This is a genomic window from Streptomyces sp. NPDC057474, assembly GCF_042802555.1.
In the GTDB taxonomy this organism is placed as follows: domain Bacteria; phylum Actinomycetota; class Actinomycetes; order Streptomycetales; family Streptomycetaceae; genus Streptomyces.
In genome coordinates, this window is the sequence record NZ_JBHVDX010000128.1 from 16,313 (window position 1) to 28,425 (window position 12,113).

Here is a 12,113-nt window from a genome sequence, read left to right on the forward strand (position 1 = left end):
CATCCATGAAGCTGCCTGATATTCGCGTCGAGAAGGGCCACGCCGAGCCCGAAGAAGTGGCCGCGATCACCGCGCTGCTCCTGGCCCGCGCCGCCGCCCAGCCCGTCGACGCCCCGGCCCACCACGCCCGCCCCCGCGCCGGCTGGCGCCGCCTGGAGCGCGAGCCCGGTTTTAGGGCGCCGCACAGCTGGCGATGACGCTGCGCCGCTGAACCGCACGAAGGGGCTCCTCTGTGGCAGAGGGGCCCCTTCGTCGTGCTCGGCTCCGTTCAGCGCCGTGGGGTGAGGCGTGTGCATATGGCTGCCGGTCCGTCGTGGCTGGTCGCGCAGTTCCCCCCGCCCCTTGAAAGCATGGGGTGCGCCCGGAGTCCTTCAGGGGCGCGGGGAACTGCGCGAGCAACCACACACGGCCCGCAGCCGACGACGATCCGAAGACGCGACGGTGCTGAACGGAGCCGAGCACGACGAAGGGGGCCCTCTACCGGAGAGGGCCCCCTTCGTACGGCTGAGCGACGCAGGCCTACCGCAGGCGGGCCATGAGCGCGTGCTCGACCAGGGTGATCAGGGCCGACTTGGCGTCCGAGCGGTGGCGGGCGTCGGTCGTGATGATCGGGGTGTCGGGCCCGATCTGCAGTGCCTCGCGGACCTCGTCCGGGTTGTACGGCTGCTGGCCGTCGAAGCCGTTGAGGGCGATGACGAAGGGCAGGCCGCTGTTCTCGAAGTAGTCGACGGCCGGGAAGCAGTCGGCGAGGCGGCGGGTGTCGACGAGGACGATGGCGCCGATGGCGCCGCGGACCAGGTCGTCCCACATGAACCAGAAGCGGTCCTGGCCGGGGGTGCCGAACAGGTACAGGATCAGGTCCTGGTCGAGGGTGATGCGGCCGAAGTCCATGGCGACCGTGGTGGTCGTCTTGTCTCCGGTGTGGGTGAGGTCGTCGATGCCCGCGGACGCGGACGTCATCACGGCCTCGGTACGCAGCGGGTTGATCTCCGAGACGGCCCCGACGAACGTGGTCTTGCCCACGCCGAAGCCGCCCGCCACCACGATCTTCGCGGACGTGGTGGAGCGGGAAGGCCCTCCGCTAGAGCTTGCGAAGTCCACTGAGCACCCTTTCGAGCAAAGTCACAGCTGGCTGGCCGCCGGCGCTCTCGTCGCCGCCGGGCTGATGAATGGCGACCAGGCCCGCCTCCGCCAAGTCGGCGACGAGGATCCTGGCCACACCGAGAGGAATCGTCAGGAGGGCCGAGATCTCGGCCACCGACTTGATCTCCCGGCAGAGGTTGCAGATCCGCTGATGCTCGGGCAACTGGCCCTGCATCTGGTGCGGCTGCGCGGTGGTGTGCACCAGCGCCTCGATGGCGAGCTGGTAGCGCGGCCTGGTGCGGCCGCCCGTCATGGCGTACGGGCGCACCAGGGGGTTGTGCGACGCCCCTGCGGGCGACGGCTCAGGGGTGCGGCGTTGCGGCTGCACGGGCTGGATACGCGGCGCCGGCGGCTGGTCGTACGGCGAGGGGCCGGGGCCCTGCGGTGCGTACGGCTGCTGGCGGCTCGGTGCGGAGGGGAAGTTGTACCGGTTCTGGTCACCCTGGCCAGGCCCCTGGCCAGGGTAGGACCAGTTGCCCGACGATGAACCGCCTGGGGGTGTTGCCACGTTCTCTCCTCCTCCGACTGTGCTGGCATCCATGGCTCATTGGAAGCCGCGTCCCGAAACCTTACGGCCCCGGGACGCCAAAACGCACCGTCTGACTGTTAGTTGAGCAGGCTGCCCTGGAGCTCCGCACGAAGATCGGGCGTCAGGACCGTACCGGCACGGTCCACCAGAAGTGCCATCTCGTACCCGATGAGACCGATGTCGGCTTCCGGATGTGCGAGAACGGCGAGCGAGGAACCATCGGAAACGGACATGATGAAGAGGAATCCCCGCTCCATCTCCACAACCGTCTGATTGACGCTGCCACCTTCGAAAATGCGGGAGGCACCCGCGGTCAGAGAGGTCAGACCCGACGCGACGGCCGCCAGCTGGTCGGCACGGTCACGGGGAAACCCTTCGGACATCGCCAGAAGGAGTCCGTCGGCGGAGACCACCACCGTGTGCGACACCCCGGGGGTGTTGTCCACGAAATTGGTGATCAACCAGTTCAGGTTCTGTGCCGCCTGGCTCATCGGGCTCACACTAACGCTCCTGGTTGTAGGTGCTGTCAGGACCGAAGCCCTGACCGTTCGTTTCACTGGTTGCGTTGCGTCCCCGCTCGACACCCCGGCGCAGGTTGCTCAGCCTGCCCCGGACGTCCTCGGGAGCGCGGGAGATCTGTGGACCTCCCTGCGGGGTCGTCTGGGCGGCGCCCTCGACCAGGTTGGCCTTGGGCACCCGCCGCGGCAGGCCGGAGGAGGTGACCCCGCCCGCCTTGGGCTTCTTCAGCTGGGAGGCCTGTTGCCAGCGCGCGTCGTTGGCCGAGCGCCAGTCGCCGTTCGGTCCCCCGGCCGTCGGCTGGTCCTGGGCCACTTCCTGCTGTCCGTTCACGGCGCCCGCGCTCGTGCCGCCCGCGCTCGCGGTGGATCCGCGGCGGGGCAGGCCGGCGTCGGTCAGCGCGTGGCCGGCGGAGGGGGTGGGTCCCGGACGGTCGAAGCCTACGCGGTCCGGCTCCTTCACGTCAGCGGCCTGCGCAGATTCCGGTTCCGGAGCGTACTCGGAGCGGTAGGAGCTCTGGTAGTCCTGCTGCTGCGGCCAGTCGTCCTGATAGGACGGCTCTTCGAAGCCCGTGTACGTCTCCGAAGCGTTCGCGGCGGCCGCCGCGTGCTCCCCCTGGACGGACTCCGGATAGGAGGGCTCAGGGTAACCGCCGGTAGCGGTGAACGGGTCGTTCCCGCCCGGCAGGTGCCCGTTGCCGTTCGCCGCACCGTTGTTGCCCGGACCGAAGTACGCCTCGTCGTACGACGGCTGCTGCGGCTCCTCGTACGACGGCTGCTGGTCGAACGACCGCTGCGGGTCCACATACGCCGTCGCGCCGTTGTCATAGGACGGCTCGGGCGACTGGAAGTCGTCGCCGTAGCGCGGAGTCTGGCCCGGGGGCAGCTGCGGGTGCGCCTGGGCCTCCAGGGCCGCGCGACGCTCATCGCGCATCAGCGAGCGGCCCACGGGGTCCAGGTCGCGGATGTCGTCCGGAACCTCGTAGCGGCTGTCGTCGAAGCCCAGCTCGGCGGCGGTCCGCATCGGGGCCACGGCCGGCTGCTGGAACGCGTGCTGCTGCTCCGGGATGATCTGCGAGACCGTGAACTGGTCGGCCGCCGGCTGCTGCTGTTCGCCACCGCCACCGTGGGTGATGACATCCGGGAGCATGACCAGCGAGGTCGTACCGGCCTGCTCGCCCGAGGGGCGCAGCTGGACGCGGATGCCGTGCCGGTCGGACAGCCGGCCGACCACGAAGAGACCCATGCGCTGCGAGATCGCGGCGTCCACGGTCGGCGGGTTGGCCAGCTTGTGGTTGATGTCCGCGAAGTCCTCGGCGGTGAGGCCGATGCCCTTGTCGTGGATCTCGATCATCACGCGGCCGTCGGGGAGACGGGTCGCGGTGACACGGACCTTGGTCTGCGGGGAGGAGAACGTGGTGGCGTTCTCCAAAAGCTCGGCGAGCAGGTGCACGAGGTCGGTCACGGAGCGGCCGTGGATCTCGGCCTCCGGGACGCCGGAGAGCTCGATGCGCTCGTACTGCTCCACCTCGGAGGAGGCGGCGCGCAGTACGTCGACCAGCGGGACCGGCTGGTCCCAGCGACGGCCGGGCTCCTCACCGGCGAGGACCAGGAGGTTCTCGCCGTTGCGGCGCATACGGGTCGCCAGGTGGTCCAGCTTGAACAGGTTCTCCAGCTGGTCCGGGTCGGCCTCGTTGTTCTCCAGGTCGGTGATCAGGGTCAGCTGGCCCTCGATCAGCGACTGGTTGCGGCGCGAGAGGTTGGTGAAGATCGCGTTGATGTTGCCCCGCAGCAGAGCCTGCTCGGCGGCGAGCCGGACGGCCTCGCGGTGGACCTGGTCGAAGGCGCGGGCGACTTCGCCGATCTCGTCCGTGGAGGTGATCGGGATCGGTGCCACCCGGGTGTCGACCCGGCCGGGGTCGGTGCGGGAGAGCTGGTCGACCAGCATCGGCAGACGCTGCTCGGCGATGCCGAACGCGGCGTTGCGCAGCTGGCGCATCGCGCGGCTCATCTGGCGGGCCATGATCCCGGCGATGATGAACGCGGCGAGCAGGGCGACGATGACGATGGCGCCGTTGATGTAGGCGTCGCGCTGGGCGTCGGAGGCGATCTGGCCGGCCTCGGCCACCGCGCGGTTGATCAGCTCGGTCTCGACCTCGCTGTAACCCTCGAACTTCAGGGTGGAGGCCGCCATCCAGTTCTGGTAGGTGACGCCCTGCGCCGCGAGCTGCTCGGGTGAGGCGCCGCTGCCGATCAGCTGGATCATCTTCAGCATGGTGTCCGGCGGCGCCTTGTAGTCGGCGTTGCCGGCAGCGGTCTCGGCGGCCTGCTTCTTGCCCTCTTCCGTCTTCTGCGCCATGACCGACTCCAGGCGCGCGGCGTCGGCCTCGGTGCCACCGGAGATGTACTCCTGTACGGCGATGTTCTCCAGGTAGGCGTATGAGGTGAACGCGGTGACCTGCTGACGGAAGACCGTCTCGTCCTCACTGGGGCGGACCAGCAGGTGGGTGCCGATCGAACGCTGCAGCGAGGCGGCACCCTTGGCGAGAGTGACCGCGTAGACCGTACGGCCGTACGCGGTGATGTTGCCGGTACCGAGGCCGAGCTCGTTGGAGAACTCCGCCAGGAGGTGCTCGACGGTGACGTAGCCCTCTTCGGTCTGTACCGGGTCGGCGGCCCGGGTGAAGGCGGTCTGCCGGAGTTTCTCCAGCGACGGCTCGGCCTCCTCCACCAGGCGCAGACGCCGCTCCAGGCCCTGCCCGGCGGGCATCCCGACGACCTCCGCGTGGAAGGCGTCCGCCTTCTCGTCGGTGAAGGCGCGGGCGTCCTTGACGACCTCGCTGTCCCGCTCGCCCTTCAGGAGTGGCTGGGCGGAGATGTCACGCTCGTTGAGTAGCGCCTCCGCGTAGACACCGGCGGCGGCCACGATCTTGGCCACCTTCTCGGCGTCCCGCGCCTCCTGCCAGGTGTCGATCGAGCCCTTCACCTGGAAGCCGCCCATGATCAGGCCGACCAGCACGGGTATGAGGAGGATCGCGTTCAGGCGGGTGGGTACACGCCAGTTGCGGGGGGAGAGACGACTGCCGCTGGGCGCGGGCGCTGCCGTCGGCTCCGGTCCGGTCATTTGTGCGGGTGCCGCTCCGCGCGGCGGCGGGGTGAAGTTGCCCCGCGCCGACGGCTCGGGACCTTTCTTGCTTCGCCTCACTCGACCAACAACCTCTCGGCGCCGGCACCTACGTCGTGCCGCGGGTGACTCCACGCCCTAGTACGTCTTTGACTAATGGGCAGTTCAGGCATTCCAGCACGTCACGCTGGGGACTTCCAAACACTGGGAGGCAACGATTCCGCGTGATGTAAGTCCCAGATAAAACGGTCATAAAGAGCGAGCCCCGGCAAAAAGCGGGGCCATGGTGAGCGCAGCGGTACTGATCGACCGCGACGCGTGGTCGTACCACCCTATTTCTCTGTCGAAACGTTATGAACGCCGAGGCCGACCGTGTCAAAGGACACAGCCGGCTTCGGTGTAACTACGGCAACCGTCGTATGACGTTGTGGACTCGGGTCCCGTTTTGGGCCCAGGCGTGGTACTTCGGTCCCTCTGCCCTACCGCAGCCGTGCCATGAGCGCGTGCTCGACCAGGGTGATCAGGGCCGACTTGGCGTCCGAGCGGTGGCGGGCGTCGGTCGTGATGATCGGGGTGTCGGGCCCGATCTGCAGTGCCTCGCGCACCTCGTCGGGCGTGTACGGCTGGTGCCCCTCGAAGCCGTTGAGGGCGATGACGAAGGGCAGGCCGCTGTTCTCGAAGTAGTCGACGGCCGGGAAGCAGTCGGCGAGGCGGCGGGTGTCGACGAGGACGATGGCGCCGATGGCGCCGCGGACCAGGTCGTCCCACATGAACCAGAAGCGGTCCTGGCCGGGGGTGCCGAACAGGTACAGGATCAGGTCCTGGTCGAGGGTGATGCGGCCGAAGTCCATGGCGACCGTGGTGGTCGTCTTGTCTCCGGTGTGGGTGAGGTCGTCGATGCCCGCGGACGCGGACGTCATCACGGCCTCGGTACGCAGCGGGTTGATCTCCGAGACGGCCCCGACGAACGTGGTCTTGCCCACGCCGAAGCCGCCCGCCACCACGATCTTGGCCGAGGTGGTGGCCCGCCCCGCTTCAGAGCTTCCGAAGTCCACTGAGCACCCTTTCCAGCAGAGTCACGTCCGGCGCGCCACCGGCGCTCTCGTCGCCACCGGGCTGGTGGATCGCGACGAGTCCGGCCTCGGCGAGGTCCGCGACAAGGATCCGTGCCACACCGAGCGGCATGGACAGCAGGGCCGACACCTCGGCCACCGACTTCACCTCGCGGCACAGGTGGCAGATCCGCTGGTGCTCGGGGAGCAGCCCCATCAGGTTCGCGGGGTCTGCCGTCGTGCTGATCAGCGCCTCGAGGGCGAGCTGGTAACGCGGCCGCGTCCGGCCACCGGTCATGGCGTACGGCCGAACCAGAGGCTGGTCGCCCTCGTCTCCGTACGGCTCTGCGTACGGATCGTGAGGAGCGGTGGGCGGGGTCATTGATCCTCCGAGCGGGACAGCAAGTCGGTCAGTCGTGCCGTCTGGCGGGGGCCGGTGGGGGGACTGTGTCGGCCGGACGGTGATTTGGTGAGTTCTGTGGATCCGCAGGCGTCAGTGGAGCAGACTGCCTTGGAGTTCGGCGCGCAGGTCGGGCGTGAGCACGGCGCCCGCGCGGTCGACCAGCAGCGCCATCTCGTAACCGACCAGGCCGATGTCGCAATCGGGGTGGGCGAGGACGGCCAGGGACGATCCGTCGGAGACGGACATCAGGAAGAGAAAACCGCGCTCCATCTCGACCACGGTCTGGGCCACGTCCCCGCCCTCGAAGATCCGGGACGCCCCGGCCGTGAGCGAGGTGAGCCCGGAGGCGACGGCCGCGAGCTGATCGGCACGGTCGCGCGGAAAGCCTTCCGACATCGCCAGAAGAAGACCGTCGGCGGAGACGACGACGGTGTGGGACACCCCGGGGGTGTTGTCCACGAAGTTGGTGATCAACCAGTTGAGGTTCTGTGCCGCCTGGCTCATCTGGCTCAACTAACGCTCCTGCTGGTGAGTGGGGCTCGGGAAGCTGCCGGTCTGGCCGGTACCGGCCTGTCGACCCTGCGCGATGCCCCGACGGAGATTGGTCAGCCGGCCGCGTACGTCGTCAGGCGAACGCGAGACCTGCGGACCGGTTTGGTGCTGTTGCTGCTGAGCCGTGCCCGGCACGAGGTTCGCGCGCGGGACCCGGCGCGGCAGGCCGGAGGTGGTGACCCCGCCCGCCGAAGGCTGACGGGCACGTTCGGCCTGGCGGACCAGGTCGTCGTTGGGTGTGCTGCGCCAGGTGGGGGAAGCGGGCGCGGCGGGGGTCGCCGGACGCTGAGGAGCGGCCGGAGTCTGGGGAGCCGGGGCGGCCGGCTGCTGCGGAGCGGAACCGTTGCCCTGCTGATGGTCCGACTGCTGGCCGTTCTGGCCGCCCTGACCGTGGAACCAGTTGGTCTCCAGCGTGTCGTACAGCGGCGTACGGCCGTCCATCGGACCCGTCGCCGGCGGCAGCGCCTCCGGCTCCTGCGGGCGCGCGGGGCGCTGCGGGGGCATCGGGGGACGCTGCGGCGGCACCGGCGGGCGGGGCGCACCGAAGCTCTCACCGTTGACCTGCGGCCGCTCGAACTGGCCGGTGTCCTGGGAGTTCTGCCGACCCGGCGCGTTGTACTGCCCGGTGCCCTGGCCGTTCTGCCGGCCGGGCGCACCGAACTGTCCCGGGTCCTGCGGGTTCGGGCGGCCGCCGGGAGCACCGTACTGGCCGGTGTCCTGCGGGTTCTGCCGACCCGGCGCCGGGAACTGGCCCGTGCTGGAGCCGTCGTAGCCCGGCGTGGCGAACTGGCCGGTGGACGACGGGTCCTGCGGGGCGCCCCGGGACGGACCGGTGGGCGCCGGCGGAGCACCGGCCCCGCCGAACACGTCGGAGCGGAGGTAGGACCCGGTGCCGTCCTGCGGCGCGCCCGCGCCGGGGCGCTGGCTGTCGAAGTCGGCTCGCGGGGAACGCGGGAAGTCCGTGGGCGAGCCCGGGGCCTGGTTGGGGTCGACGCGCGGCATCGGCGCGGTGACGTCCGGCTGCTCCTCGTGGCCGCGCGGGGCGTCCAGCGAGGCGCGCGGCGCCGGCGGCTGCGCGTTGTCGTCGCTCCAGCTCGGCGTCCGCGACGGGGAGTTGCCACCGGGCAGCTCGGCGCGCGGGCCACCGCGGCCGGGCAGCTGCGGACGGCGCCTGCCGGAACGTTCCTTGCCGTGCTTCGGCGGCACGGCGCCGGGGCCGCGGTCGGCCCCGCCCGGCCGGCCCGCACCGGCGTCACCGGGACCGCCGGCCGGGCGCAGGCCCGAGCCGCCGCCCGGGAAGCCGCCCTGGCGTGCGGTGTCGTCGAAGCTCTCGAAGTTGTTGGGGCCACCGGTCCCGGCGGCCTGCAGGCCCTGCGGGGCACCGGGCACCTGACCGTTGCCGAACGCACCGCCGCCGCCGAACCCACCGGCACCGGCGCCCGCCGGAGCCGGCCTGCCGCCCTGCGGGGGTACGGGCGGACCACCCTGCGGCCCACGCGGACCACCCGGGTTGCCGAGCCCGCCCGGACCACTGGGGTTGCCGGGCAGCGCGGCCCGCGGACCCTGGCCCGCGCCGACCTGCCCACGCTGCGGAGGGGCACCGAGAAGGCCACCGGTGGAGGGGCCGCCGCCGAGCTGCGGACCCGACTGGTTGCCGCCCTGGCGACGCGCGGCGGCGGCACCGGCCGCGGCCTGCGCGGCGGCCGGACCACCGGTGGAGGGAACGCCCTGGCCGGGCTTGCCCGGGGTGGGCTTCTTGTTGCCCTGCGCCACGTCGACGGGAAGCATGACAAGCGCGGTCGTACCGCCCGAGTCGGACGGACGCAGCTGGATACGGATGCCGTGGCGCTGCGACAGCCGGCCGACCACGAACAGACCCATGCGGCGCGAGACCGAGACGTCCACGGTGGGCGGGGAGGCGAGCCGCTCGTTGATCGCGGCGAGGTCCTCGGGGGAGAGGCCGATACCGGTGTCGTGGATCTCGATCAGCACCCGGCCGTCGGGCAGCGCGTGACCGGTGACCTTGACCTTGGTCTGCGGCGAGGAGAAGGAGGTGGCGTTCTCCAGCAGCTCGGCGAGGAGGTGCACGAGGTCGTTGACCACGCGGCCGGCGACCTCGGTCGTCGGCACGGAGGACAGCTCGATGCGCTCGTACTGCTCCACCTCGGAGGCGGCGGCGCGGAGCACGTCGACCAGCGGGACCGGGCGGGTCCAGCGGCGGCCGGGCTCTTCACCGGCGAGAACGAGGAGGTTCTCACCGTTACGGCGCATGCGGGTGGCGAGGTGGTCGAGCTTGAACAGGGAGGACAGCTGGTCCGGGTCGGCCTCGCGGGACTCCAGTTCGGAGATGAGCGACAGCTGACGCTGGATGAGGCCCTGGGAGCGGCGCGAGAGGTTGGTGAACATCGCGTTGACGTTGCCCCGGAGGAGGGCCTGCTCGGCGGCGAGGCGGACGGCCTCGCGGTGCACGTCGTCGAAGGCCGCGGCCACCTGGCCGATCTCGTCCCGGGAGTGCACACCGACCGACTCGACGGAGGTGTCGACGTCCTGCGGGTCCGACTCCGACAGCTGCTTGACCAGCTCGGGCAGCCGGTCCTGGGCGACCTTGGTCGCGGTGTCCTGCAGTCGGCGCAGCGAGCGGATCATGGAGCGGGCCACGACGAACGCGCCGACCAGGGAGACACCGAGGACGAGCAGGATCAGCGCACCGGAGATGATCGCCTCTTGCTCGGCGTCGGCACGGAGATTACGAGCGGTCTGCTCCATCTCCTCGAGGAGCGAGCCCTCGATCTTCTTCATCTGCTCGATCTTGGCCGAGGAGTCGTCGGTCCAGTCCTTGTACGAGCGCTTGTCCTGCCCGCCCAGACCGCCCGCGCTGGCGAGCACCCGGTCCGCGTAGACGTCGGCGGCCTCGATGGTGGGGCTCGCGTCGTCGATCGGCTTGGTCAGTTCCTCGGCACCGGAACCGTAGATGTCGGAGAAGGTGCTGCGGTCGGACTCCTCGTTCGAGAGGGCCGAGTTCGCGTACAGCCGGTCGTTCTCGTAGAGCCTGCCGGCCTTGTCGTTGGTCTCGGGCAGGGCCGCCGCGATGACCGCGCGCTGAACGGAGGCGTATTCCTTGGCGGAGGAGAACGCAGCCAGGGCACGGGTCCGCTTGATCATGTCCGGGTTGCTGGTGGCCTCGGCCATGTCCGTGGAGAGATCCAGCAACTGGGCGATCAGGCGGTGGTAGGCCTCGACCGTCTGTGTGGAGTTCTTGGGGTCCACGTAGGCGTTCTTGCGGATGCTGCTGAGGTTGTAGAGCTCGCGCACGACCCGGACGAGACTGTCGCGGACACCGGGCATCTTCGTGGTGGTGTTCGCGGTCTCGGCGGCCTGGGTCGCGTCGGTGAACTGGACGCGGGCCTGGTCCGTCTTCTCGCGGGTGCCCTTGACGGTGAAGTCGGTGGCGTCCAGGCCGTGCGTCAGCGGACCGGCGGACAGGTCGCGCTCCTGCTGGAGCGCGGCGGCGAGCTCGGTCGCCTGCTTGGTCATGTCGGTCAGCAGCCGCATGTTGTCGAGCTGCTGGATGTCGTCGACGTTGTCGCCGATGCGCAGGGCACCGAGCGAGGTCGCCGCCACCACGGGAAGCGCGAGCAGCGACACGAGGCGAGTCGAGATGCGCCAGTTGCGCAGGGCTATTCGGGAGCCGCCTCCGGCGCCGGCCTTGGTACCGCCCTTTGGCTTCCCGGGCGGCGTGGGAGGAACTGACGCGCCGGGGCGCCCGGAGCGCTCCCCGCCGTCGCCGATCTCCGCCGGACCCGGGTTCTGGGCGTGCTGGGGGGAGGAACCGTTGCCGGCTCCGCTGTGTGGCTCCGGCTCCGCCGAAGCGCTGCCATCCCTCTTGAAACGTCCCTGCACTAGCGTCGCAACCTCTGGACCAGGCGCCCCACCGCTTGAACGGCGGGACGGTGTCGGCGTCTTCGGGGACGCCCTGAATACGTCCCCAATTGGTGGTCGTGAGTGACCGGCGCTGGCTCCCCCTTCCACCGCCGCCAGGCGCTTTTGATCTGCGCCTCTGCGCGCCGGCACGATCCTGCGGCGGTCCGTGGAATTCCAGCACAGTGCCGGATCTCCAACAAGGCCAATGGGTAACGGTCTGTTCACTGTGACAGTACGTGAGGGCTGCGTCACCAGGCGTGGATGGTGTTTCCGGATATTGCGGGCATATCCGTGCGATCCAGTGGCGTGAGCAGGGTGTCCCAGTCGCCATGATCAGGAGCGGAATGCGGGCTTCAGGTAACTAATGTCCGTTTCGCGGGGGCGGATCAATGGCCTGGATTGCCCGTTTTACCCATGACTGAGTGAGCAAACTCACACGCCGATCATGCCTTCTTCACGACTTGACCCGGGAATCAGATGTTTAGCCTGACGCTTTACAGGGATGGCGAATCCGACAACCCGCGCTTGTGGGACGGCCCTTGCGGTCCGCCCGGCGCCCGCACACGACGAGGTCCAGGACAACAGTGAAGACGACGACGATGTTCCGCACGATAGCCAACCCCCGGCGCACGACGCTGGCCCACCTCGCTGACGCCGAGGACCTGCGCACGCCGGAGCAGGAGCACTCCGTCGACCTCCCCTCCGTGACCGCCAACCCCCGCCGGACGGTCCTGATGACGGTCCCGGTCCAGACGGTGGAGTAGTTGCACGCTCAAGTACGCGCCGAATCCGCCAACCGCTCAAGTCGGTTCCTGTGAAGAATCAGCGGATTCCGGTGAGGACGAGGCGAAGGGCGCCCGGCACGAGCCGGGCG

General features: G+C 69.9%; 10 protein-coding genes. 2 read left to right on the top strand and 8 right to left on the bottom strand.

The genetic code is table 11. The annotated features are described in order from the left end of the window. Window positions 1-5: 5 nt before the first annotated feature. Complete coding sequence (locus tag ACFU53_RS29525; protein ID WP_383998849.1) at window positions 6-197, top strand: acyl-CoA carboxylase epsilon subunit; 192 nt, start codon at window positions 6-8, stop codon at window positions 195-197. Window positions 198-519: 322 nt separating this feature from the next. On the opposite strand, the gene ACFU53_RS29530 is transcribed toward ACFU53_RS29525, so the two are convergent. The 8 genes from ACFU53_RS29530 to ACFU53_RS29565 all read right to left on the bottom strand — a co-directional run bounded on the left by ACFU53_RS29530 (window position 520) and on the right by ACFU53_RS29565 (window position 11,218). Further along, a complete protein-coding gene (locus ACFU53_RS29530; protein ID WP_013000463.1) occupies window positions 520-1,101 on the bottom strand; it encodes an ATP/GTP-binding protein in 582 nt (193 codons plus the stop codon). Then, window positions 1,082-1,651 carry a DUF742 domain-containing protein gene (locus tag ACFU53_RS29535; RefSeq protein ID WP_383998852.1) on the bottom strand — a complete coding sequence of 190 codons (570 nt, stop codon included), beginning with the start codon at window positions 1,649-1,651 and terminating at the stop codon, window positions 1,082-1,084. Before ACFU53_RS29535 ends, ACFU53_RS29530 begins: the two co-directional genes overlap by 20 nt. A 98-nt stretch (window positions 1,652-1,749) precedes the next feature. Continuing rightward, window positions 1,750-2,163 (bottom strand): roadblock/LC7 domain-containing protein, encoded by a 414-nt coding sequence (locus ACFU53_RS29540; protein ID WP_005479603.1) that lies wholly within the window; start codon window positions 2,161-2,163, stop codon window positions 1,750-1,752. Between the two features lie 10 nt (window positions 2,164-2,173). Beyond that, complete coding sequence (locus ACFU53_RS29545) at window positions 2,174-5,392, bottom strand: nitrate- and nitrite sensing domain-containing protein (protein ID WP_383998855.1); 3,219 nt, start codon at window positions 5,390-5,392, stop codon at window positions 2,174-2,176. Window positions 5,393-5,790: 398 nt separating this feature from the next. Next, entirely contained in the window at window positions 5,791-6,366 is a 576-nt protein-coding gene (locus tag ACFU53_RS29550) for an ATP/GTP-binding protein (protein WP_383998857.1), read from the bottom strand. Beyond that, on the bottom strand, window positions 6,347-6,745 hold the full coding sequence (locus ACFU53_RS29555) for a DUF742 domain-containing protein (RefSeq protein WP_383998859.1): 399 nt from the start codon (window positions 6,743-6,745) through the stop codon (window positions 6,347-6,349). Before ACFU53_RS29555 ends, ACFU53_RS29550 begins: the two co-directional genes overlap by 20 nt. Before the next feature lie 111 nt (window positions 6,746-6,856). Then, a complete protein-coding gene (locus tag ACFU53_RS29560) occupies window positions 6,857-7,270 on the bottom strand; it encodes a roadblock/LC7 domain-containing protein (protein ID WP_030667329.1) in 414 nt (137 codons plus the stop codon). Between the two features lie 9 nt (window positions 7,271-7,279). Continuing rightward, window positions 7,280-11,218 carry a nitrate- and nitrite sensing domain-containing protein gene (locus ACFU53_RS29565; protein ID WP_383998862.1) on the bottom strand — a complete coding sequence of 1,313 codons (3,939 nt, stop codon included), beginning with the start codon at window positions 11,216-11,218 and terminating at the stop codon, window positions 7,280-7,282. A 605-nt stretch (window positions 11,219-11,823) separates the two neighbouring features. Between ACFU53_RS29565 and ACFU53_RS29570 the strand changes: the two genes are divergently transcribed. Next, window positions 11,824-12,003 (top strand): hypothetical protein, encoded by a 180-nt coding sequence (locus tag ACFU53_RS29570; protein WP_383998865.1) that lies wholly within the window; start codon window positions 11,824-11,826, stop codon window positions 12,001-12,003. Window positions 12,004-12,113 lie beyond the last annotated feature (110 nt).